Origin of the sequence: Cellulomonas sp. JZ18 (genome assembly GCF_009720485.1) — a bacterium.
Lineage (GTDB): Bacteria > Actinomycetota > Actinomycetes > Actinomycetales > Cellulomonadaceae > Cellulomonas.
Genome location: NZ_CP045245.1, coordinates 590,425 through 613,458 on the forward strand (window position 1 = coordinate 590,425; position 23,034 = coordinate 613,458).

A 23,034-nucleotide genomic window follows, 5' to 3' on the forward strand; every position below is an offset into this window, starting at 1 on the left:
CGGGCGGTGCGGGAGGGCGGGACTGTGACCGTCGACGTCGGCCCCCGGCTGGGGCGTCGGGCCACGGGTGCGTACACGGTGTCCGACTACGCGCTCGCGGCGAGCCTCCTCCGGGACCCTCGGCTGCGGCCGGGGACGACCGGGGTGGTGCACGTGCTGGACGCGCTCTGGCAGGAGCACCCGGCGATCCGGATGCTGCTGGACATGGTGCTGCTCGACGTGCCGCCCCGTCACCGGGCGGTGCGCGCCGTGCTGCACGAGCGGTTCGCACCCGCGGCGATCGGCGCGCTCGTCGTGCGCGCGGAGCAGATCTCGCACGAGCTCGTCGACGAGGTCGCCCGCCGTGGCGGGGTCGTCGACGTCGTGCCCGCGATCGCTCGCACCCTCCCGCTCACCGTGATCGGCGAGGTCCTGGGCCTGCCGACCGCGGACCGCGAGCTCGTCGCGGTGCACAGCAGGTCCGTCATGGACATCATGTGGCACACCCCGACGCACGTCGACGTCGACGTCGCCGACCGGGCGGCCGAGGAGCTGAGCGGCTACTTCCACGACCTCGTGGCCGCGGCGCGGCGGCGGGACGGCGGCGACGACCTGACCACGGCGCTCGCGGTCTGCGCCGGGCTGGAGGACGACGAGGTCGTCGCCAACCTCGTCTTCCTCGTCATCGCGGCGACGTTCACGACCGGGGACTTCCTGGGCTCGGCCGTGGTGCGTGCCCTGACCGACCCCGCGGTCGCCGAGGCGTTCCGGACCGGGGACGCCGGCGAGACGGTCGACGAGGTGCTCCGCCTGGACCCGCCCGTGGCCAGGGTCCTGCGCAACACCTCAGAGGACATGGAGATTGCGGGCACGCTCGTGCCGGAGGGCTCGCTCCTGGAGCTCGACCTCCGCCGTGCCAACCGCGACCCGTCCCGCTTCGAGGACCCCGACGCGTTCCGTCCGGGCCGCAGGAACGCGCGTGCGCTCAGCTTCAGCCACGGGGCGCACTACTGCGTGGGCTGGGCGCTGGGGCGGGCGGAGGCGTCGGCCGTGCTGCCGATGCTCCTGCGGCGCCTCCCGCACGCGGAGCTCGCGGCACCTCCGGTCCGGGCCCGGCACCCGTTCCTCAACGGGTACGCGTCCGTCCCCGTCCGGACGGGGGAGCCGGCGTGACCGCGGCGGCGACCGCGGCGCACGTCGAGGGCGCCGTCGCCGAGGCGCCCCTGTGCTGGGGTCAGCAGTGGCCGTGGAACGAGCAGCAGCGGCCCGTCGAGCAGCGGTCGCCGTCCCTCCTCGCCGACGGGACGGTCGACCTCCTGTGGGGGCGGGACCTGCGCGGCCGGCGGCTGACGCCCGAGCTCGCGCGGCAGGTGCTGCGCACCCTGGTCGAGCGGCACGAGGTGCTGCGCAGCACCTTCCGCGCGGACGACGGCGGTGCGCCGCGCCAGCTCGTGTGGCCGGTCGACGCGGAGATGTTCGACCTCGTGCTGCTCGGCCGTGGCGCGACGGACGCGCAGTTCCGTCGGGCGGTGCAGGCCGGTATGGACCTGGCGCACCGGTGGCCGATCCGTCTGGTCGTCCACGCGCGCAGCCCGCGGCGGACCCGGGTCGGTCTGGTCGTCCACCACGTCGCGGCGGACCTGCACGCGTTCGAGCAGGCGCTCGCCGAGCTGCGGACCGTCATCGACGCCGCCGTGCGGGGCGTGCCGCCGGACCTGCCGCCGCCCGGGCTGCAGCCGCGCGAGATCGCCGCCTTCGAGCAGTCGCCCGCCGGTGCCGCACGCAACGACCGGGCGCTGCACCACTGGCTCGGCCGGCGGGCGGACCTCGAGTCGGTGCTGGGCCGGGTGCGGGCGAGGTTCGACGAGCCCGCCGGGAGCATGCACGTCGCCCGCGCGACGTCGAGCCGTGCGACGCCGGTCCTGGCCCGGCAGGCCAAGGAGCAGCGGGTCAGCCCGGCCGCCGTCGTGACCGCCGCCGTCGCGCGCGTGCTCGGGACTTCCTCGGGTGCCCGACCCTGCCGATGTACATGCTCGTCAGCAACCGTCACCAGCGGGGCATGTCGACGAGCATGTCGAGTGCCGCCCAGGCGGGGCTCGTGGTCATGGACCGTCTGGACGAGCAGGACCACCGCGCGCTGGTGGGGTCCGCGGCGGCGAGCATCCTGACGGCTCTCAAGCGGGCGCACTACGACGGCGAGCGGCTCGCCGAGCTCACGCAGGACTTCGTGGGCTTCGCCACCGGCTCGCCCGTCTCGCTCCCGAGCGTCGACGTCGCCCAGCGCGCCCCCGCGACGGGGTACACGGTGCCGCGGGCCCGGCTGCGGGTCCAGCCGGTGGTGCTGCAGTCGTGGGTGGTGGACAGGCCCTGCCGCGGCTTCAACTTCCACGTCCACCTCACACCCGCCTCGGTCGCGATCGAGCTGCGCGCCGGCACGCACCTGCTGACCGCGGACGAGGCCGTCCGCCTCGTCCGCGACGCGATGGCGCTGGTGCGCGCCGGGGGCACCCCCACGGCTCCACGGCGCGGACCGGTGCCGCAGGGGGCGGCGTGAGCGGGGGCCGGGGCGTGCTCCACCGCACGGGCGGGTCGCCGGGCAGCATCGTGCGCCTGCTGCGGATGCTGCCCCGCGTCAGCCGGCCGCGCACGGCCCTGCTCGTCGCCACGACGGTGGCGGTCGCGGCGCTGCCCGTGGTGATGACCGCCGCGATCGGCCTGCTCGTCGGGGCGGTCCCGCGGGCGGTGGAGGCCGGCCCCGGCTCGCCGCAGGCGGCGGACGCCTACCGCCTGCTGGCCGTGGGTGCCGTGGCCCTGCTGCTCGCCCGCGTCGTCGGGCACGTGCACCGCGCCAACGCGCGCAACCTCGGGCGGGAGGTGGAGCTGGTGCTGCAGGAGCGCGTCGTGGCCGCGGTGGCCCGCCCCGAGGGCATCGTGCACCTCGAGGACGACGAGACCCTGCGCATCCTGCGCGTGGTCCGTCAGCTGGGTGCCGACGTCATCCGGCCGGAGCGCGCGGTCGACGGTCTCGCGGCCGTGGTGCCGCAGCTCCTGTCCGCGTCGCTCGCGGCCGTCGTCCTGGCGTTCTTCGAGCCGTGGATCGGGCTCGCGTGGTTCGTGGCGTGGCCCGTCCTGTTCCTGGTGATGCAGCGGGAGTACGCCCGGATGGGACGCACCACGTACGAGCGGTCCGCTGCGATGCGGGAGCCGGAGTACCTGCGCGACCTCGCGATCAGCCCGGGACCGGCCAAGGAGATCCGCGTCTGGCGGATGATGCCGTGGCTGCTCGCCCGGTACGACGCGCTGTGGAACGACCTGCTGCTGCGCGTGCGCGGAGCCGAGCAGGTGCGGGTGCGCACGGCCGTCGCGGTGGTCGGGACGCTGCTGACGCTGTCCGTGGCCACGGTGCTCCGCCTCGTCGACGCCGGGCTGTCCGGCGCGGTCGGGCTCGGGGCGCTCGGCGTGTACCTCTTCGCCCTGCGGATCATGTTCGACTCGGCGGCGTTCGACGACGAGGCCGCGCACATCTCCTTCGGTGCGACCCTCGTCACCACCATCGACGAGCTGGACGCCCGCCTCACGAGCACCCGGCGCGAGGTGCGTGCCCGGCTCCCGGAGGGTGCGCCGGAGCGGGACCTGCAGCTCCGGTCTGTCGCCTTCACGTACCCCGGGCGTACCGTGCCCGTGTTCGACGGGCTCGACCTCACCGTCGAGGCCGGTACCTCCCTGGCCGTCGTCGGGCACAACGGGGCCGGGAAGACGACGCTCGTGAAGCTCCTCGCCGGCCTGTACGCGCCGGACCGGGGGACGATCACGGTGGACGGGGTCGACCTCGCGCAGGTCGCGCCCGAGCAGTGGCGCCGCCGGCTCTCCGCGCTGTTCCAGGACTTCACCCGGTACCGCCTGACGGTGCGCGAGAACATCACGCTCGGCGCTCCCTGGGCGGCCGACGACACCGACGCGGTGTGGGCCGCGTGCGAGCCGATCGGCATCCGCGAGCTCGTGGAGTCCCTGCCGCGCGGCCTCGACACCGTCCTGTCCGGCGAGTACGAGGGCGGCACGGACCTCTCCGACGGGCAGTGGCAGCGCATCGCCCTCGCCCGTGCCCTGTTCGCCGTCCACGCCGGTGCGCGGGTCCTGGTGCTCGACGAGCCCGCCGCCGCGCTCGACGCGCGGACCGAGGCCGAGTTCTACCGCCAGTTCCTGGACATCACCGCCGGGCTCACGACGATCGTGATCTCCCACCGCTTCTCCACGGTCCGGCGCGCCGACAGGATCGTGGTGCTCGACGGCGGCCGGGTCGTGGAGGACGGGTCGCACGAGAGCCTCATGGCGCTCGGCGGGACGTACGCGACGGCGTTCGCCCTGCAGGCCGCCCGCATGACCGGGGCGGGTCGGCGATGACGCCGCGAGCCGCGAGCGGCACCCCGGGACGCGGCGGGCGGGCCCGGCGCGGGCCCGCGCCGGCAGGGCTGCCGGGCTGGTGGGCGAGCTACCGCGACGCGGTGGCGCTCGGCTACCGGGCCCACCCCCGGGCGGTGGTGGGGCAGATCGCGCTGGCCGTGCTGCAGGCGCTCCTCATGCCCGCTGCCGTGTACGCGATGGCCCGGCTGGTCGACGCGCTCGCGGACGGGGACGCGACCCGGGCGGTCACCGCCGGCACCGCGCTGGCCCTCACCGCGGCGCTCATCTGGGGCACTCTCTTCGGGTTCGTGCGGCTGATCTTCCTCGTCCTGTTCCACACCAACCGCGCCGCGGACCGCGAGCTCATGTCGCTGATGGGCGAGCGCCCGGGCCTGGACCACCACGAGCGGCCCGACTACCTCGACGAGGTGCAGCGGATCCGGGAGGAGCGGTGGCTGCTGGGGAGCACCGTGAACTGGACGGCGCAGTGGCTCCGGTCGCTCACGACGGTCGTCGGCGGCGCCGTGCTGCTCGGCCAGGTGCACCCGGTCCTGCTGCTCTTCCCGCTGGTCACGCTGGTCGCCATGGGCGCCGCCGCACGGGCGGCGGCGATCGAGATCCGGGCGCAGGAGACCAGCAGCGGGCAGGAGCGGCAGCGCCGCCACCTGTTCGAGGTCGCGACCGCCGCCGAGTCCGGCAAGGAGCTGCGCATCTTCGGCTCCGCGGACGCCGTCGCCCGCCGGCACCACGACGCCGGGCGTGCGGTCGTCGCGGTGCGCAACCGCGCGCAGTGGCGGGCGGTGGTGCCGGGTGCCGTGGAGGGCGTGTTGACCGCGGCGGCGATGGCCGGCGGCATCGGCGTGGTGCTGCACCTGGCGCTGCGCGGGGACGCCACCGCCGGTGACCTCGTGCTGCTGATCGGCCTCATCGGCATGGTCGCGACCGCCGCGGGTGGGCTGGCCCAGCACACGGTCCGGCTGCTGCGGATCGGCCGCCTCGGGCAGCGGATCGCATGGCTGCGCCGGCAGGAGGGCTCCACGGACGACGGTCGCGGCCACGAGCCCGCGCCGGGACGTCTCGAGACGGGGATCGTCCTCGAGGACGTGAGCTTCTCCTACCCGGGGGCCGAGCGGCCGTCGCTCGACGGCGTCACGCTGGAGCTGCCGGCGGGCTCGGTGGTGGCGCTCGTCGGCGAGAACGGGGCGGGCAAGACGACGCTGGTCAAGCTCCTCGCGGGCTTCTACCGGCCGACGGCCGGCCGGGTGCTCGTCGACGGGCGTCCGCTCGAGGCGATCGACCGGGGTGCCTGGCAGAGCAGCATCGGTGCGACGTTCCAGGACTTCGCCCGGTTCGAGCTCACGGGCCTGGAGACGGTGGGGGTCGGCGACCTCGGTCGCGACCTCGACGAGGCCGCCGTGCGTGCCGCCCTCGACAGGGCGGGCACCGGCGACGTCGTCGGGGCGCTCCCGGCCGGGCTCGCCACGCGCCTGGGCAACCGCTGGGACGAGGGCACCGACCTGTCCACGGGCCAGTGGCAGAAGCTCGCCGCCGGGCGGGGGCGGATGCGCGAGCACCCGCTGCTCGTCGTCTTCGACGAGCCGACGGCGGCGCTCGACCCGCAGACGGAGCACGACATGTTCGAGCGCCTGTCGGCGACGGCGCGGGCGGGGCGGGACAGGGGCGCGGTGACCGTCCTGATCTCGCACCGGTTCTCCACCGTCTCGATGGCCGACCTGATCGTCGTCCTCGACCGGGGACGGGTCGCGGAGGTCGGTTCCCACGCGGACCTCGTGCAGCTCGGCGGGATCTACGCCGAGCTGGCCGGGCTCCAGTCCGCCGCCTACCGCTGACCCCGTGAGACGAGAGGGCACCCATGCGCACGCCCACGCGGCCCCCGGCCGCACCCAACGCCACGAGCAAGGCCGCCATGCGGGCGTTCCTGGATCCCCGCCGCCGCGTGCAGAGGGCGGCGGACGCCTGGGACGGCGCCGTGGGCGCGGCCCTCGAGCAGGCGGGCCTCGACCTCGGCGAGGACGAGGGGCTCGCGGCGGGCCTCGGGCGCTACGTGTCCTGCCTCGCAGGCATGCCGGACCTGACCGCGTCCGGCTGGCTGCAGCTCTTCGGCGGTGCCGTCGCACGCTTCCAGAACCGGTTGCGCGTGCGGGCCGTCCTCGAGGAGCGCCCCGAGGTCCTGCTCGAGGAGATCCGGGACCCGGTGTTCGTCGTCGGCCTCCCGCGCAGCGCGACGACCGTGGTACACCGGTTCCTCGCCGGCCGGCCGGGCCATCGCGGCCCGCTGCTGTGGGAGTACTCGCACACGGCCCTGGAGCTGCCGGAACCCGAGCGCGCCGCCGCTGTGGGGGCCGTCGACGAGTACCTGGACGCGCTGCTGCGCGCGGCGCCGGGGTTCTCCGACATCCACCACGTCGGCGGCGAGGAGCCGGAGGAGTGCGACTGGCTGCTGCCCCACTCGAACCTCTCCCTGACCCTCGCGGCCACCGACGACTACCGCGGCTGGCTCGAGGCGCGGGACGTGCGCCCGGACTACCGGTACCTGAGGCAGGCCCTGCAGGTGCTGCAGCACGGTCGTGCGCCGCGACGGTGGATCCTGAAGTCGCCCGGGCACGTGTCGCACCTCGCCGCGATCGCCGAGGTGTTCCCCGGGGCGCGCTTCGTGTGGACGCACCGGGACCCGGTCGAGGTCGTGGCTTCCTACTGCAGCCTCGTCGAGTCGCTCTCCCGGGCGCACCGCGGTGCGCTGTCGCCGCAGGAGGTCGGCCGGTTCTGGTGCGCGCGGCTGGCGGCGTCCGCGCACGCGGGCAGCGCCCAGCGGGCGGCGCTGCCGGGCGCCGTCGTCGACGTCGCCTACCGCTCGCTCGTCGCGGACCCCCGTGGCGAGATGGAGCGGGTGACGGAGCACGTCGGCGGCCGGTGGACGCCCGCGGACGACGAGGCCGTGCGGAGGGTCTTCGGCGGCCGGGCCGGCGCCGGGACGCACCGGTACTCGCTGGACCGCTACGGGCTGACGGCGCACGAGGTCGAGGACGCGTTCGCCGGCTACCTGGCCGACATGCGCCCGTGGCTGTCGAGGTAGACGTCTGGTCCGTCGACCTCGACGAGGACGCACCCCCCACGTCCGCCGTGCTCCACCTCCTCACCGCCGAGGAGCGCACGCGGGCCGCCGGCATGGCGGCGGGCCGACGCCGTGAGTTCGTGCTGTGCCGCGCGGTCGTGCGCCGTCTCCTCGCCGGTCGGGCGGGCGTCCCGACGTCGGCGGTCCGGTGGGGGACGGGCAGGGACGGCAAACCCGGACCCGCCGGGGGCGTGCACTGGAACCTCACGCACGCGGGGGGACGTGCGCTCGTCGCCACGTGCGCGTCCGCACCCGTCGGTGTCGACCTCCTCCGCGCCGACGCGGCGGGCGGGACGGCGGGCGTCGTGCGCCGGTTCGGCACCGCGGCCGAGCGCAGCGCCCTGCAGGCGGCGCCGGAGGGCGACCGGCAGGCTGTCGCCGCGCAGCTGCTGGCCCGGCGCGAGGCGTGCGTCAAGGCGCTCGGCGGGCGGCTGCTGGACCTGCTCGACCTCGACGTGCCGGGTCCGGGTGAGCCGTGCTCGGCCGGGCGCGTGCTCACGACGGCCGACGTGCCCGTGGCGCCCGGCTGGGCGGCCGCCGTGGCCGCCGCCGCTGCGGGGCCGGTCACCGCGCGGCAGCACCGGTGGTGCTGGCGGGCGCCGACGGGGGCCCCGGGGCACGCCGCGTCAGGGGTCGGGCCGTAGCTGGCGCTGCGCGGGCCCCAGCGTGAGCGCGTCGGCCGTCTCGAGCACCTTGTCGTGCCGCAGCACCGCCTGGTACACGGCCTGCAGGCCGGGGCTGACGTCGATGCCCAGCTCGTCGCGCAGCCGCTTGCGGGTGCCGTGGAACACGTGGTGCGCGCTGCCCTGCTGACCGGTGCGGAACAGCGCCACCATGAGCAGCTCGACCCCGCGCTCACGCGTCGGTGCCGCCTCCGTCAGCCGCCACAGGTCCTCCAGCGCGGCGACGTCGTCGCCCAGCTCGAGGCGGATCTCGGACAGCTGCTCCTCCGCCTGCGCCTTCAGCCGCTCCAGACGCACGCGCTCCAGCCGCAGGAGCGTGGTGTCCCGCGTGCCGACGAAGGGCGTGCCGCGCCACACGGACAGGGCGGTCTCGAGGAGCTCCAGCGCCCGTCGCTGGTCGGTGTACCGGACGTTGCGGGCGGCGTCGAGGGTGGCGCGAAACCCGTGGAAGTCGACGTCGGTCGCGTCGACGTCGAGCACGTACCCGCCGCACATGGTCCTGACGGCGGACCCGTCCGGCCCGTCGAGGATGTCCAGCGCGCGGCGCAGACGCATGACGACCGCCTCGAGCGCGTTCTTCGACGGCGTGGGCCGGCCTTCCCACATCACGCTGAGCAGGGTCTCCCGCGTGACGACCTGACGTCCGTGCACGGCGAGGACCGAGAGCAGCGTGCCCAGCTGCACGGACGAGATCGCGGTCACCTGGTCGTCGGTGGAGGCCTCGAGGGGGCCGAGGAACCGCAGACGCACAACTCCTACCTCTCTGGGAGGCGGGCCGGATCCGTACGCGTCGTGGGCCCAGCACCGCGCCCCCGGGCGACACAGCTGTGATGAGTCCTGGTGTGGCCGTCGTCGCGAGCGGTGGCGGTACCTCGTCGTCTCCGCCGCTGGCAATCGATTGCCATCTATTTCCTTATGACGCGGGAGCCTAACAGAGGTCACGAACCGGCATGAATGACCCATCTCGGTGACGCCGCTACGGCAGGAGCGCGACGGCGACGCCGCCCACCTGGGCGTCGTGCTCGACGACCAGCACGCCCCCGTCGCCCGGCCGCGCGCCGTCCTCGGCGAGCGTCTCCCACACCGCGGTGGCGGGGAGCGCGCCGGCGGCGGCCCGTGTCACCGCCGCACCCGGCACGAGGGCGTGGGCCCAGGCGGAGGGCACGGTCGAGCCGAGCACGACCCGCGCCACGCCCGACGTGCCGTCGACGGCCGCGGCCGCCTCCCGCGCGGTCGCGGCCGCCACCTCCTGCGGTGATGCCACGCGCAGCCCCTGGCGGCCGTGCACCCGCAGCCCGGGGCCGGGGGTGGCCTCGAGGAGCAGCGCGACCGCGACCCCGCTCGGCGCGTCAGCGGGGCGCCGGAGCCGGTCGCCGTACGGGAGGCGGTCCTGCTCCACCACGGCGACGACCACCCGCTCGTACCGCTCGCGGGCCGCGAGCGCGGTCGCGAGGCGGATCGCGGTGAACCCCGAGAGCGCACCGCGGTCCGTGACCGCGAAGGAGTCGCCGTGCCGGACCCCGATCTCATGCGCCGCCTGCAGGGCGGCCAGCGTGTCGAACGTGACGTCGTGCAGGGCGTGGGCCACGACCAGCAGGTCTGGCGGTGCCCCGAGGTCGAGCGCCCCGACCGCACGGACCACCATCGGGCCGTACGCGTGGCCCGTTCTGCCGTCGCCCCGGCTCGGCTCCTCGAGCGGGAAGTGGCGGCGCATGACCTCGGCGGCGTCGTGCGGCGTCACGGGCTGCGTCGGTGCGCCGGACCGGACCGCCACGACGGCGGTCGCGGCGTACCCGCCGACCGCGGATCTCCCGGGCCCGGCGGGACCCGTCTCGGTGTCGGCCTGGTGCCGGATCGGCATCCGCATCGGTCCTCCGCTCGTCGCCGCGCTCAGTGCCGGAAGACCGCTGCGGCGAACACGGCCCCGATCCCGACGGCGGTCACCAGGTAGTGGTCACCGGGGGCGAGGCGGTCGTCGTCGAGCGCCGCCCGGAGGTTGAGGAAGGTGTCCGCGCCCCAGCAGTGCCCCGTCCGGGCGAGCTCGGAGACGATCCGGCTCCTCGGGATCCCGGTGCGCGAGGCCCCCATCGCGGAGATCAACCGGCTCGTGTTCATGGGCAGGTACAGCGCGATGTCCTGCCCCGTGAGCTCCGCGCCGTCGAGCGCCTGCGCGACGACCGAGTCGAACGTCTCCCAGTGCACCGCGGAGAAGTGGGCGCGAGCGGCGTCGTCCATCGCCATGCTGGACCCGCCGACGGGCACCGGTTCGCTGCGGTAGGACAGCAGGACGTCCGACGGCCCCTGCGCCGACACCAGGACCGCCGCGGTCGCCTCGCCCTGCAAGGACATGCCGGGGATGACGCGGTTGACGCGCCCGTAGGTCTTCTCGCCGACGAGGAGGAGAGCGAGCGCGTCCGGGTCGGGGTCCGCGGCCAGCAGGGTGCCCGCCAGGTCGAGGGCGTGCAGGGCGCCGGCGCACGCGCGGTCCTGGAGGGTGAAGGACTCCGCGTGCTCGAGCCCCATCGCACGGGCCACCGTCGCCGCCGGCACCTCCGGGTACGGCGCGGACCAGCGCATCGAGCGCGACCGGACGACGTACCGGACGGCCGGTGCGAGGGACGCGAGGGACCCGAGGTTCCTCGCCGCGCCCAGGAGCAGCTCGGCGTCGCTGGTCGCCGGGTCGTGGCAGACCGTGCCGTAGCCGTGGCTGCGGACGAACGTCCGCAGCTCGTCGTCCGTGAGCCCGAGGTCCTCCTGGAGCTCCGCGACCGGCACCCGTGGCGGCAGGAAGACCGCGACCTCGCGCATCGCCGTCATCCGGCACCCCTCCCGCGTCGTGCGTCGTCGTCCCGAACCCGGGCGCCCGTGACGATAGGAGCGGCTGCTGACACGTCGCTGACACCGTGCTGTCGTGGGACGCGAGCGGTATTGGCTCGTCCGGGCCGCTGCGGCACAGTGGGCGCGCCCACCCCGGAGGACCCTGCCCGACGGGCCCCTGCCGCACGCCCACGGAGGCACACGTGACGAGTCTCGTCGAGCTGGGCGCCCACCTGCCGCCGCAGTCGGCCACGCTGGCCGAGCTCGCGGCCCCGCTCGGCATGTCGGAGCAGGACGTGCAGGTGTACACGAAGTTCCTCGGCATGTCCGAGGTGCGGGTGGCCGGTGACGCGGACTACGGCGACCTCCTCGTCGCCGCGGGCCGCACCCTCACGGCGCTGCGGGGGCAGGAGCACCGCGTCCGCTACGTCATCGCGGCGCGCAGCATGCAGATCACCGGGATGGGGCGGCGCAACCCCCTGCACGAGGCGGCCGCCCGGCTCGGCGTCCCGCACGCCGTCACCCTGACGCTGACCCAGCGGTTCTGCTCGGGCACGCTCACCGCCATCGACCTGGCCGGCAGGCTGCTGGACGCGGACGGCGACGCCGACGGGCTGGCGGTCGTGCTCGCCGGCGAGAAGTGCATCCCGCACACGTTCTCCCAGCTCGTCGACGGCGTCGCGGTGATGGGCGACTCGACGGCGGCGTGCCTGGTCGCGCCCGCGGGGGACCGCGACGTGGTGCTGTCCGTGGCCACGCGGCGGCTCGCCCGGTTCGGCACGCTGACGATGGCGCCGGAGGAGTACAAGGAGTACTCCCGGCTCTACGCGCCGACGATCTCCGCGGTGGTCCACGACGCGCTCGACCGGGCGGGCGTCGCGCTGGCGGACGTCGCCCTGGTGCTCCCGCACCACGTGAACGTCTTCTCCTGGCGGGGCGTGTGCAAGGAGCTCGGGCTCGCGCGGGACCGCGTCCACCTCGACCTGCTGCCGGTCACCGGGCACTGCTTCGGGGCCGACCAGCTCATCGCGCACGTGGACGCGGCGCGCAAGGCACGCCTGGAGCAGGGCGACCTCTACCTGATGGTGGCCACCGGTCTCGGCGGCGAGTTCGCGGCCATGGTGCTGCGACGGTGACCGCCCGGGCCGCCGCCCCCGCTGCCGACCACGAGAGAGGAAGGAGAACGGCATGCTGATGAAGGAGACGGACGTCGTCCTCGAGGCGGTGCTCGACGTCGACCTCCCCCCGGTCGCCGAGCGGTCCCTCGAGGACGTCGAGAAGATCCGCCGCTCCGCGGCGTGGCTCTACGGGGTGGACGTCGCGGACGTCGAGCCGCCCGGGCGTGACCACCCCGAGCTCCTCACCGCCGCGCTGCGCGCGCTCGCCGACCGCGGCTACGCCGACGTCTCCGTGTGCGTGATGGCGCTGTCCACGCCGGACGTGCAGTACGAGAAGTCGCTCGCCGCGTTGTTCTCGGCCGGCACCGCGGCCGAGCCGAGCGTCGTGGGGGTGACGGAGCAGGGGCTCGCAGGGCCGTTCACCGCCCTGCGGCTCGCCGCGCTGGAGCTCGCCACCACCGACGGACGGGCCGTCGTCCTCGTCCCCGACCTCCGTCCCGTGGTGCCGACGCCGGGCCGGCAGCTGACGGAGGACCGGATGGTCGTGCTCGTCCTGCGCCGCGGGGGCGCGGGGCGCGTGGTGCGGGGGCTGGAGGTGCGACGCACCCCGGACCCCCTCCCGGGCAGCCACCCGTCCACCCGCGCCGGGGACGGCACCGTCACCGTCGTGGGGCACCACGTCGAGCGTCCGGACGACGCCGTCCTCGTCCCCCGGGACGGCGCGTTCACCACCGGCGTGTGGGAGGTCCTCGCCCGCCTGCTCGCGGACGAGGACCACGCACGGGCGCCGATCGCCGTCGTCGAGGAGGACCACCTGCTCGGCTACCGCTGCGAGCTGCTGCTCGGACCCGCCCACCGCGTGCCGGACGTCGACGGCTACCGGCGCGTGGCCGCCGCGCACGGCGCGGCCGACGCCCTCGCGCGCGCCGCTCGGGACCTCGTGCCGGCCGGGCCGGTCGTCGTCCTGCCCGCGGACCACGAGGCGGGGGCCGGCTACCGCCGGCTGGCGACGCTTCCCACCGACGGTGCCGACCTGACGGTGTGGCGCTCGACCACGGAGCAGGGGGACGCGGCACCGCCGTCGGACTGGGACCTCGCCGTGACGTGGATCCGCCTGGGCCTGACCGAGCGGCTGCTCGCCGCCGTCGTCGCCCACCTGCAGGGCCGCCGAGTGGGGGGCGTGGTCACCGCGTCGCTGGGGCCCGTGAAGGTGCAGGTCGCCGACGTCGTGCTGCGCCAGCTCGAGGCCGAGGCCCTGCTGACCGCGGCCGACGCGCCCGCACGTGCCTCGGTGCGGGAGGCGGGCCTGCTGCTCGACGACGCGGTGCGCGACTGCATCCGCCTGCTGGGTGCGGCGGGCTTCGCCGACACCCCGCTCGCGCGCAGCGCCTACGCGGCGGACATCCTCGGGAACGTCGGCGACGTGAGCATCGGAGAGCCCGTATGACGACCGTGATCAGCCAGGGCGAGCTGCACGACCTCGCGCTCACCCTCCGCGAGCACGCCCTGGACGTGGACCGCGACCCGGACCGGTACCCGGCCTTCCTGGAGCAGGAGGAGGTCCGGCTGCGCGGCCGCAGAGCGACCGGGGATGGTCCCGAGGCCCGCCGGCTCGCCGTCGACGGCGACGTGGTCCCGCTGGACTCCTGCCTCGCCAACGTCGTGATCGCCGAGGAGCTCGCGTGGGGCGACGCCCCGATGTCCATCGGCCGCAAGGGTCCGGCGATGGCCGGCTACGTCGTGGGCGCGATCGGGAGCGAGGAGCAGAAGGAGCGGTTCTTCGGCCACCTCGCGGGACGCGAGGCGTGGACCTACTTCGCGCTGACGGAGCCCGAGCGGGGCTCGGACCCGGCGGCGATGACGACGCAGGTCGTCGGAGGCTCGCGGGGCGAGGGGCGGGTCCGTGGCACCAAGAAGTACATCGGGAACGCGGCACGAGCGGACCTGGGGGTGGTCTTCGCCCGGCACAGCGCCGGTCCGCTCGGGTCGGCGCGTACCTCGTGGAGACCTCCCGCGCAGGGTTCGGGGCCCGGCCCCTCGCGACCCTGGGCTTCCGTGCGCTCCAGCTCAGCGAGGTGGTCCTCGACGACGTGGAGGTCACCCGGGCGGACCTCCTGGGCTCGCACCTGCCCCCGTCCCGGCGGGGCATGGGCGCCGCGACGAACGTCTTCTACACGCTGCGTCCGCAGCTGGCGGCGTCCGCGCTGGGGATCGCGTGCGCGGCGCACGACTACGTCGCCGCGCACCGCCGGGACCTCGACGCGGCGGAGCGGGCGGCGATGGCACGCTTCGGTGCGCGCATCGCCGCCGTGCGGGCCGTCATCCGCACGGCCGCGCGCGAGATCGACGCGGGACGGCTGCTGGGCGGACCGGGCTCGGCGTCGAAGGCGCTGGCCGTCGCGCTCGCCGACGAGCTCGTCAACGCCGCGCCGCGCTTCCTCGGCCCCGGCTCGCGCTGGGAGCACCCCTTCCTGGACAAGTGGATCCGCGACCTGCGCGGCCTGGAGCTGATGGAGGGGACGTCCACGGTGCAGAAGCTGACGCTGGCCCAGGCCTACGCGCAGCGCGAGACCGTCGCGCGTCGGGGGTGACCGCCGCGGGCGCGGCGGCACGCGGCCACGCCCACCGGGCCGGACGGCGTACGGCCGGACGTGCGCGTGTGGCCAGGACGTCCGTCCCGTACCCTGAGCCGGTCGAGGGGAGTACTTCCCCGCACCGACCCGGTCAGTACGGCGCACCATGCGACCTCGGGCGGTGGCCCGCCGTCGCGGCGGGTGAAGGAGACCTCGGAGCCACACCACACGTGTAGGAGACTCCGTTGACCCCGTTCCTCGCTGCCGCCGGGCCCGAAGCCGGCTCGGCCATCAGCACCATCGCCACGCCCCTCATGTGGGGCCTGACCATCGCCGCCGTCATCGCGCTGCTCGCGCTCGACTTCGTCCTCACCCGCAAGCCGCACGAGGTGTCGATGAAGGAGGCGGCCGGCTGGTCGGCGTTCTACATCGCGCTGCCGCTCGCGTTCGGCGGGTGGATCTGGTCGCAGTTCGGCCAGCAGACCGGCGTCGAGTACCTCACCGGGTACCTCGTCGAGAAGTCCCTGTCGGTCGACAACCTGTTCGTCTTCATGCTGCTGCTCAGCGCCTTCGCGGTGCCCGCGGCGCTCCAGCAGCGCGTCCTGCTGTGGGGCATCATCGGCGCGCTCGTGCTGCGCGGCATCTTCATCGCGCTCGGTGCGGCGTTCCTCGCGAACTTCGCGTTCGCGTTCCTCGTGTTCGGCGCCATCCTGCTGGCGACGGGCGTGAAGATCCTGCGCGACCAGGTCAAGGGCACCGGCCACGACGTGGACGTCGCGAACATGCGGTCGGTCAGGCTGATCCGCCGCTTCATGCCGGTCACCGAGGACTACCGGGGCCCGCGGATGTCGGTCGTGGAGAACGGCCGGCGGATGCTCACGCCGTTCGCGGTCGTCGTCGTCGCCGTGTTCGCCACCGACATCGTCTTCGCCGTCGACTCCGTGCCCGCCGTGTACGGCATCACCGGCGACCCGTACCTCGTGTTCGCGACGAACGCGTTCGCGCTGCTGGGCCTGCGCGCCCTGTACTTCGTCCTGCAGGGCGCCCTGTCGAAGCTCGTGCACCTCGGCTACGGCCTGGCGGCGATCCTCGGCTTCATCGGCGTCAAGCTCGTCCTGCACTGGGCGCACGGCATCTGGCCGGGCGTGCCGACGGTCCCGACCGTCTGGTCGCTCGTGGTCATCGTCGTCATCCTCGGCGTGGTCACCGCGACGAGCCTGTACGCGACGCGCGGCAAGGCCGGCGACGCCACCGAGTCGGCGCACGTCGCCGAGCCCGGGGCCCACCACCACCGCTGACGCACCCGCACCACCGCGACCGCCCGGTCGCCGGCACCCGCCGGCGGCCGGGCGTCGTCGTGCCGCCCCCGGGTGCACCCGTCGAGCGCGGTCGATGCGGCACGAGCGCGGTGGCAAGGACTGCCGCGCTCGCCGGGCGTCTACCGCGCTCGACGGGAGGGGTGGGTCACGACGGGGCGTCGGGGCCCTCGTCGGACGCCGGGCGCAGGCGCGTGCGGAGCGTGTCGGCGTCGGCGAGGTGGTGGGCCATGATCGCGGCGGCACGGTCGCCGTCGCGGACGGCCAGCGCCTCGAGCAGCTCGCCGTGCTCGCGGGCGCTCTTCTCCCGGTCGCCGCCCTGCGCCCGCACGAGCGCGGCCAGGTAGAAGCTGCTGATCTGGCGCAGCGTGCGCAGCACGTCCCCGAGGCGGGGCGAGCGCGCCGCCTCGATCACCTCGAGGTGGAAGCGGCGGTTGAGCTCGAGCCACGTCGCGTGGTCGGGCGCCGCCTCCATGGCGTGCTCGGTCGCGCGCAGCGCCTCCAGCTCGTCGGCGGTGATGCGCTCGGCGGCGCGACGTGCCGCGAGGGGCTCGAGCAGCAGCCGCATCTCGTTGACCTCGACGGCCTCGTCGAGGTCGATCGCGCGGACGGTCGCAGCGCGGTGCGGGTCGACGTCGATGAGGCCCTCGTTGGCGAGGTCGCGCATCGCCTCGCGCACGGGGGTGACGCTCGTGCCGAAGCGCTCCGCGATCTCGCCCTGCACGAGGCGCGTGCCCGGCGGGTAGGTGCCGGTGAAGATCGCCTCGCGGATCTGCTCGCGCACCCACTGGTGGGCGGTGCGCGGCGGTCGGGGCGTCGCCGGTCGGCGCGCGTGCTCGTCCACGCCGGACATCGTGGCACGCGGGGCACGGCCGCGGGCGGGGGCGCCGGTGGCGACGGACGGGGTGGCCACGTCCGGGACCAGGGGTAACACCGAGTTCACGCGAGCCACATCCCAGGGAAACGAGTCGGGTGGAGAGTCCTCTATAGATTATAGAATCGACGAACCGAGGGAGACCCCGTGGCCACCGTCCTCGAATCCGCCCCCGCCACGCCGGCCGTGGCGCCGGCGTCCGACCAGCTCGTCATCGACCACGTGAGCCGACGGTTCCCCAGCCCCGAGGGCGGGACGGTCGACGCGCTGGTCGACGCCCACCTCACCGTCCGCCCGGGGGAGTTCGTCTCCCTCATCGGGCCGAGCGGCTGCGGCAAGAGCACGCTGTTCAACCTCATCGCCGGCCTGGACACCCCCTCCGAGGGCCGCGTCCTCATCGACGGCGTCGACCGCTCCGGCCAGCAGGGGCTCGTCGGCTACATGCTCCAGAAGGACCTGCTGCTGCCGTGGCGGACCGTCCTGGAGAACGTCGTCCTCGGGCTCGAGATCGGCGGTGTGCGGCGCAAGGCCGCGCAGGCCCTCGCCCGGCCGCTGCTCACGACGTACGGGCTCGGCGGGTTCGAGAACCGCTACCCGACGCAGCTGTCCGGCGGCATGCGCCAGCGCGTCGCGCTGCTGCGCACGGTCCTGTTCAACCGCGACGTCATCCTGCTCGACGAGCCGTTCGGCGCCCTCGACGCCCAGACGCGCGAGCACATGCAGGAGTGGCTGCTGGACCTGTGGGACGACTTCCACAAGACCGTCCTGTTCGTCACGCACGACATCGACGAGGCGATCTACCTGTCCGACCGGGTCGTCGTCATGTCCGCCCGGCCCGGCCGGATCGTCGCCGAGTTCGACGTCACGCTCGACCGCCCCCGCAAGCCCTCCGTGGTCACGAGCGCGGAGTTCGTCCGCCTCAAGGCCGACGCGCGCGAGCTGCTCAACGGGGCGCACCGCGCCCACGACGCCGAGGAGACCCGATGACCACGACCGTCCCCGCCCCGCCGCGACGGGCGCACCGGCCGACGCGTCCGGCGGCGTCCTGACCGCGCAGGACAGCCTGCGCGAGCTCGGCCGGCTGCGCGCGACCAGCACGCCGGTGGTCCGCCGGCGCAAGGACGCCCGCGAGCCGGGTGCCTGGGGCGTCGCGGCCGCGCGGGTCGGCGTCGTCGTGGCCGTCCTCGCGCTGTGGGAGGTCGGCGCCCGCGCCGGGCTCGTCGACCCGTTCTTCTGGAGCCAGCCGTCCCGGATCTGGCAGACCGCGGTGACGGCCTTCCAGTCCGGCGACATCCTGGCGAACGCGCGGTTCACGTTCACCTCGACCGTCCTCGGCTTCGTGCTCGGCGTCGTCGGCGGCGTGGTGCTCGGGCTCTCGTTCTGGTGGTCGCGGCGCTACGCGCTCGTCGCCGAGCCGCTCGTCATCGCGTTCGAGGCGATGCCGAAGCTCGCGCTCGCGCCGATCGTCGTGCTCGTCCTCGGGCTCGGCCTGGGCTCGAAGGTCGCGATGGCGACGGCCCTGGTCATCGTCATCCAGACGCTGAACACGTACTCCGCGGTCAAGGCCGTCGACAAGGACCTGACGACGCTCCTGTACTCGCTCGGCGCGTCCCGCTGGCAGGTGTTCACCAAGGTCGTCGTCCCGTCGACGCTGCCGTGGATCGCCTCCAGCCTGCGGGTCGCGATCGGGCTCGCGCTCACCGGCGCGATCGTCGGGGAGTACATCGGCTCCACCGCGGGGCTCGGCCGGATGATCCACTACGCCGGCTCGACGTACGACATCGCGCTGATCTGGGTCGGCGTCTTCACGCTCGCGATCCTGTCGATGCTGCTCTACGTCGTCGTCTCGGGCGTCGAGAAGCGCCTGCTCAAGGGGCTCACCCACTCCCGCTGACCCGTCCCTCCCGCACCCTCACCGCACCCCTTCGCCACCGCGCGGCGCCCACCCCGGGGCGTCCGCCCGGTCCTGCCTGCCCACCCCAGGAGGAAGCACGTGAAGAACCTGCTCCGCGCCGCCGTCGCGGCGAGCGCCGTCCTCGCCCTCGCCGCGTGCGCCGGTGGCGCGTCCGCCGGCACCGGCGGGTCCGCCGACGGCGGCACCACGAAGATCACGATCGCCGAGCCCGTGCACGGCGTCGGCTACCTGCCCCTCTACGCGGCCCGCGAGCTCGGCTACTTCGAGGAGGAGGGGCTGGAGGTCGAGGTGACGACCCTGACCGGCGGCGGGCACGTGAACGCCACGCTCGCCGGGGAGGTCTTCGGCTTCATCGGCGGCCCCGAGTCCGGCGCCGTCGCGAACGTCAAGGGCTCCGACCTCGTCACGGTCGCCAACGTGGTGAACCGCGGCAACGTCTACTTCGTGGCGGCCGCCGGCACCGAGCCGGAGGAGGGCGCCGACATGGGCGAGTACCTCCGCGGCAAGACGATCGCCGGCGGCCGCTACGGCGGCACGCCGAACGCGATCCTGCGCCACGTCCTCATCACCGAGGGCCTCGACCCGGAGACGGACGTCGAGCTCATCGAGGTCGAGGACTCCAGCGCGATCCCGGCGACCGTGGCGCAGGGGCAGGCGGACGTCGCCGTCGTCGCGGAGCCGCAGCTCGGCCTCGGCATCCAGCAGGGCCTGTGGGGCGAGCCGTTCCTCAACCCGCTGCAGCTGCTCGGCCCATACGCGTACTCCTCGATCGTCGTGCCGCGCGCGACCGTCGAGGAGGACCCCGACCTGGTGCAGGCGTTCGTGGACGCCCTCGCCAAGGGGCAGCAGCGCATCGAGGAGGACCGGGAGTACGCCGAGGAGCTCGCCGCCGCCGAGTTCCCCACCATGGAGCCCGACGTGCTCGCCGCCACGCTCGACCGCGCCTACGCGGACTCCCTGTGGGACGGGTCGGGGCTGACCGAGGAGGCCGTCGAGATGGCGCTCGAGGTCGCCCGCAACGGCGAGATCCTCGACGACTCCCAGGTGCCGCAGACGTTCGAGTCGATCGCCGACACCCAGTTCCTGACCGCCGACTGACCGCGCCGCCCCACCGAGAGGACACCCCCGTGAGCACCTCCACCCCCTACGCCCCCAGCCGCTTCGCCCCCGGCCGCGCCGCGGTCGTCGTGGTCGACGTCCAGAACGACTTCTGCGACCCCGCGGGCGCCTGCGGCCAGCGCGGCAGCGACACCGCGGCCGCGGTCGCGATGGTCCCGCGGCTCGAGCGCTTCCTCGCCGACGCCCGCGCGGCCGGCGTCATGGTCGTCTTCATCCAGACGACGCACGACGAGAGCACCGACTCCCCGGCGTGGCTGGCGCGGCGCGGCGACGCCGAGGCCGGCGCGCCCGACCCCGTCTCCACCTGCCGCACGGGCAGCTGGGGCGCCGAGTTCTACCGCGTCGCGCCGCAGCCGGGGGAGCCGGTCGTCATCAAGCACCGGTACTCGGCGTTCGCCGGCACGAACCTCGACGTGGTGCTCCGCACCGCCGGCGTCGACTCGCTGCTGCTGACGGGCGTCTCGACGAACGTGTGCGTCGAGTCGACCCTGCGCGACGGGCTGTTCGCGGAGTACCGCGTCACGCTCGTCGAGGACTGCGCCGCGAGCTACGAGGCGGAGGCGCACGAGGCCACCTGCGAGAACGTCGCGCGGTACTTCGGCGTCGTCGCCACGAGCGAGGAGATCAGCGCGACGTGGTCGGCGCTCGCACAGGTCGCGTGAGGCGCGACCGGCCGGTGCGGCCCCGCACCGGCCGGTCGGCCACCGCGCTCGTCGCCCTGCTCGGGGTCGTCTACTGGACCGCGCACACGATGCTGCGCCCCCTGGTCGGGCCGTACGTGCTGGACGACGGCGGCACCGCGGCGCAGGCGAGCCTCGCGCTCGCGTCGTTCGCGGTCCTGCCGACGCTCCTGGCGCTGCCGATCGGGGCGCTGACCGACCGGTGGGGCGTGCGCGCGCTGCTGGTCGGCGGGGGCGTCACCATGGCCGTCGGCGGGGCGCTGCTGCTGCTCCCGCTCGGCCTGGCGGGTGTCGTGGTCAGCCAGGCGGTGACGGGCGTCGGCACGCTCGCGGTGTGGGTGTCGCTGCAGACGGTGGCGACCCTGCCGCGGGGGGAGGACGAGGCGCCGCGGGCACGCAACGCGCGCCTCGCGACGTTCTCGCTGTTCCTCGCGGCGGGCCAGGCCGTCGGGCCGGCGCTCGGTACCGGCCTGGCGGACACGCTCGGCGCGGACGTGGCGTTCGCCGCGTTCTGCGTGCTCTCGCTCGTGGTCGTCGCGGTCGCGGCGGGCGTGCGCGTGCCGGCGACGCCGCGGGGCCCGGGCGGACCCGGCGTGCTGCGCTCGTACCGGGACGGCGCGGCGCTCGTGCGCACGCCGGCCGTGCTCGTCACGCTCGTCGTCAGCTTCACGGCGCTCGTGGTCCTCGACGTGCGGACGGCCTACCACCCGCTGCTGCTCGGCGAGGCGGGGGTGCCGCAGTGGCAGGTCGGCGTGCTGCTCTCGGTGGCCGCGGCGTTCGGGTTCCTGTCCCGCCCGCTGTTCCCCGTGGCCATGGCGCGCCTGCCCGAGCCCGTCATGGTCGGGCTCGTGCTCGCGGTGTCGTCCGTGTCGGTCGTCGCCGTGGCCGTCGTGCCGCCCGAGCCGTGGCTGCTGGCGTCGCTCGCGGCCGTCAACGGCTTCGCGCTGGGGTTCGCCCAGCCGCTCACGCTCGTGCTCATGGCCGACCACACGCCCGCCGACCGGCGGGGGCTCGCGTCGGGTCTGCGCTCGTCCGCGAACCGCGGCGCGCAGTTCGTGAACCCGGCGGTCTTCGGCCTGCTCAGCGCGGTCCTGCCGCTCACGGGCGCGTTCGTCGTGGTCGGCGGCGTGCTGGGCGTCGTCACGGTGGGCAGCACCGTCGCGCTGCAGCGGGCGCGCCGGGCCGGGCGCGCGGACGACCCCCTCCCCGAGGTCCGCGACGCGCCCCCCGTCGCCGGCGCGGTCGGGGCACCTCGGTAGCCTGACGGGCGCCGCCCGCACCGGGCGGCGCCCGACCCGCGTGAGGACGCCACCGATGCCGAGCCTGGACCCGTACCGTGCCGACGACTCCCGGTACGACGCCATGACCTACCGCCGCACGGGCCGCTCCGGCCTCGACCTGCCCGCGCTGTCGCTCGGCCTGTGGCACAACTTCGGCGACCAGACGCCGTTCGAGACCCAGCGCGCCGTGCTGCGCCGCGCGTTCGACCTGGGCGTCACGCACCTCGACCTCGCGAACAACTACGGCCCGCGGCCGGGCGCGGCGGAGGAGAACTTCGGGCGGCACCTGGCCCGCGACCTGCGGCCGTACCGCGACGAGCTCGTGATCTCGACCAAGGCCGGCTACGACATGTGGTCGGGCCCGTACCAGGACGGCGGCTCGCGCAAGTACCTGCTGTCGTCGCTCGACGCGTCCCTCGCGCGCATGGGCCTGGAGTACGTCGACGTCTTCTACCACCACCGCCCCGACCCGACGACGCCCCTCGAGGAGACGATGGGGGCGCTGCACCACGCCGTGACGAGCGGGAAGGCGCTGTACGTGGGCGTCTCCAACTACTCGCCGTCGCAGACGCGCGAGGCGCACCGGATCCTCGCCGGGATGGGCACGCGCCTGCTGATCCACCAGCCCAGCTACTCGATGTTCAACCGGCACGTGGAGAACGTCGGCGAGGGCGAGACGGAGACGCTGCTCGACGCGGTCGGCGAGCTCGGCGTCGGCATGATCGTGTTCTCCCCGCTCGCGCAGGGCCTGCTCACGGACCGCTACCTGGGCGGGGAGGCCCCGGCGGGGTCGCGTGCCGCGGGGGCGAGCCCGTTCCTGTCGTCGCAGGCGATCTCCCAGACGTACCTGGCGCGGGCGCGGGCCCTGAACGAGATCGCCGCCGGGCGCGGGCAGACCCTCGCGCAGCTCGCGCTCACGTGGGTGCTGCGCGACGAGCGCGTGACGTCGGCGCTCATCGGCGCGAGCTCGGTGCGCCAGCTCGAGGACAACGTGCGCGCGCTCGAGGCCAACCCGCTGACGGCGGACGAGGTCGCGGCCATCGAGGAGCACGCGGTCGACGGCACGGGACGCTGACGGACCCGCACGTCATCGGCGCTCGCACGGGCGGGCGCCTCGTGTGCAGCGTTGCGGACACGTGAGGTCCG

Annotated in this window: 21 protein-coding genes and 1 pseudogene; 18 read left to right on the forward strand and 4 right to left on the reverse strand. The window is 74.9% G+C overall.

The features are described from left to right. The first annotated feature begins 24 nt into the window (after positions 1 to 24). Genes GC089_RS02645 through GC089_RS02670 form a run of 7 tightly spaced genes read left to right on the forward strand, consistent with a single transcriptional unit; the run spans position 25 to position 8,157 of the window. Positions 25 to 1,152 (forward strand): cytochrome P450, encoded by a 1,128-nt coding sequence (locus GC089_RS02645; protein WP_155376366.1) that lies wholly within the window; start codon positions 25 to 27, stop codon positions 1,150 to 1,152. Next, positions 1,149 to 2,147: a condensation domain-containing protein gene (locus tag GC089_RS02650; protein WP_196250794.1), complete on the forward strand. Its 999-nt coding sequence runs from the start codon at positions 1,149 to 1,151 to the stop codon at positions 2,145 to 2,147. The genes GC089_RS02645 and GC089_RS02650 overlap by 4 nt, the downstream gene beginning before the upstream one ends. Continuing rightward, entirely contained in the window at positions 2,084 to 2,533 is a 450-nt protein-coding gene (locus GC089_RS18320; protein WP_196250795.1) for a hypothetical protein, read from the forward strand. Before GC089_RS02650 ends, GC089_RS18320 begins: the two co-directional genes overlap by 64 nt. Then, positions 2,530 to 4,380, forward strand: coding sequence for an ABC transporter ATP-binding protein (locus GC089_RS02655; RefSeq protein WP_155376367.1), 1,851 nt, complete (start codon positions 2,530 to 2,532; stop codon positions 4,378 to 4,380). Before GC089_RS18320 ends, GC089_RS02655 begins: the two co-directional genes overlap by 4 nt. After that, positions 4,377 to 6,230 (forward strand): ABC transporter ATP-binding protein, encoded by a 1,854-nt coding sequence (locus GC089_RS02660; RefSeq protein ID WP_155376368.1) that lies wholly within the window; start codon positions 4,377 to 4,379, stop codon positions 6,228 to 6,230. The genes GC089_RS02655 and GC089_RS02660 overlap by 4 nt, the downstream gene beginning before the upstream one ends. Positions 6,231 to 6,253: 23 nt before the next feature. Then, positions 6,254 to 7,474 carry a sulfotransferase gene (locus GC089_RS02665; protein ID WP_155376369.1) on the forward strand — a complete coding sequence of 407 codons (1,221 nt, stop codon included), beginning with the start codon at positions 6,254 to 6,256 and terminating at the stop codon, positions 7,472 to 7,474. Beyond that, entirely contained in the window at positions 7,459 to 8,157 is a 699-nt protein-coding gene (locus GC089_RS02670) for a 4'-phosphopantetheinyl transferase superfamily protein (protein WP_155376370.1), read from the forward strand. The genes GC089_RS02665 and GC089_RS02670 overlap by 16 nt, the downstream gene beginning before the upstream one ends. Here GC089_RS02670 and GC089_RS02675 read toward each other — a convergent pair. The 3 genes from GC089_RS02675 to GC089_RS02685 form a co-directional block, all read right to left on the reverse strand. Then, positions 8,140 to 8,946, reverse strand: coding sequence for a BTAD domain-containing putative transcriptional regulator (locus tag GC089_RS02675; protein ID WP_196250796.1), 807 nt, complete (start codon positions 8,944 to 8,946; stop codon positions 8,140 to 8,142). The two genes, GC089_RS02670 and GC089_RS02675, sit on opposite strands and share 18 nt — an antisense overlap. A gap of 226 nt (positions 8,947 to 9,172) precedes the next feature. Then, positions 9,173 to 10,063: a hypothetical protein gene (locus tag GC089_RS02680; protein ID WP_155376372.1), complete on the reverse strand. Its 891-nt coding sequence runs from the start codon at positions 10,061 to 10,063 to the stop codon at positions 9,173 to 9,175. Positions 10,064 to 10,086: 23 nt separating this feature from the next. Continuing rightward, complete coding sequence (locus tag GC089_RS02685) at positions 10,087 to 11,013, reverse strand: 3-oxoacyl-[acyl-carrier-protein] synthase III C-terminal domain-containing protein (RefSeq protein ID WP_155376373.1); 927 nt, start codon at positions 11,011 to 11,013, stop codon at positions 10,087 to 10,089. Between the two features lie 203 nt (positions 11,014 to 11,216). Between GC089_RS02685 and GC089_RS02690 the strand changes: the two genes are divergently transcribed. The 5 genes and pseudogenes from GC089_RS02690 (at position 11,217) to GC089_RS02710 (ending at position 16,002) form a co-directional block, all read left to right on the forward strand. After that, positions 11,217 to 12,149 carry a 3-oxoacyl-[acyl-carrier-protein] synthase III C-terminal domain-containing protein gene (locus tag GC089_RS02690; protein ID WP_155376374.1) on the forward strand — a complete coding sequence of 311 codons (933 nt, stop codon included), beginning with the start codon at positions 11,217 to 11,219 and terminating at the stop codon, positions 12,147 to 12,149. Positions 12,150 to 12,201: 52 nt separating this feature from the next. After that, entirely contained in the window at positions 12,202 to 13,578 is a 1,377-nt protein-coding gene (locus GC089_RS02695; RefSeq protein ID WP_155376375.1) for a hypothetical protein, read from the forward strand. Positions 13,579 to 13,856: 278 nt separating this feature from the next. Next, positions 13,857 to 14,093 (forward strand): annotated as a pseudogene (locus tag GC089_RS19865) (acyl-CoA dehydrogenase family protein); the annotation flags it as partial. 38 nt (positions 14,094 to 14,131) lie between these two features. Continuing rightward, positions 14,132 to 14,722, forward strand: coding sequence for an acyl-CoA dehydrogenase family protein (locus GC089_RS02705; RefSeq protein ID WP_155376376.1), 591 nt, complete (start codon positions 14,132 to 14,134; stop codon positions 14,720 to 14,722). A gap of 227 nt (positions 14,723 to 14,949) precedes the next feature. After that, positions 14,950 to 16,002: a TerC/Alx family metal homeostasis membrane protein gene (locus GC089_RS02710; protein ID WP_370514060.1), complete on the forward strand. Its 1,053-nt coding sequence runs from the start codon at positions 14,950 to 14,952 to the stop codon at positions 16,000 to 16,002. A gap of 166 nt (positions 16,003 to 16,168) precedes the next feature. Here the strand turns inward: GC089_RS02710 and GC089_RS02715 are convergent, their stop codons facing one another. Further along, a complete protein-coding gene (locus GC089_RS02715; RefSeq protein ID WP_196250797.1) occupies positions 16,169 to 16,864 on the reverse strand; it encodes a GntR family transcriptional regulator in 696 nt (231 codons plus the stop codon). 177 nt (positions 16,865 to 17,041) lie between these two features. Between GC089_RS02715 and GC089_RS02720 the strand changes: the two genes are divergently transcribed. The 6 genes from GC089_RS02720 to GC089_RS02745 all read left to right on the forward strand — a co-directional run bounded on the left by GC089_RS02720 (position 17,042) and on the right by GC089_RS02745 (position 22,963). Then, positions 17,042 to 17,881, forward strand: coding sequence for an ABC transporter ATP-binding protein (locus tag GC089_RS02720; protein ID WP_230685014.1), 840 nt, complete (start codon positions 17,042 to 17,044; stop codon positions 17,879 to 17,881). A 115-nt stretch (positions 17,882 to 17,996) separates the two neighbouring features. Then, a complete protein-coding gene (locus tag GC089_RS02725) occupies positions 17,997 to 18,788 on the forward strand; it encodes an ABC transporter permease (RefSeq protein WP_230685015.1) in 792 nt (263 codons plus the stop codon). 99 nt (positions 18,789 to 18,887) lie between these two features. Beyond that, the gene (locus tag GC089_RS02730; protein WP_155376378.1) at positions 18,888 to 19,907 is read left to right on the forward strand and encodes an ABC transporter substrate-binding protein; all 1,020 of its coding nucleotides are present in this window, start codon (positions 18,888 to 18,890) and stop codon (positions 19,905 to 19,907) included. Between the two features lie 29 nt (positions 19,908 to 19,936). After that, positions 19,937 to 20,590, forward strand: coding sequence for a cysteine hydrolase family protein (locus tag GC089_RS02735; protein WP_230685016.1), 654 nt, complete (start codon positions 19,937 to 19,939; stop codon positions 20,588 to 20,590). After that, on the forward strand, positions 20,587 to 21,867 hold the full coding sequence (locus GC089_RS02740) for an MFS transporter (RefSeq protein ID WP_155376379.1): 1,281 nt from the start codon (positions 20,587 to 20,589) through the stop codon (positions 21,865 to 21,867). The genes GC089_RS02735 and GC089_RS02740 overlap by 4 nt, the downstream gene beginning before the upstream one ends. Positions 21,868 to 21,922: 55 nt before the next feature. Beyond that, positions 21,923 to 22,963: an aldo/keto reductase gene (locus GC089_RS02745; protein WP_155376380.1), complete on the forward strand. Its 1,041-nt coding sequence runs from the start codon at positions 21,923 to 21,925 to the stop codon at positions 22,961 to 22,963. Positions 22,964 to 23,034 lie beyond the last annotated feature (71 nt).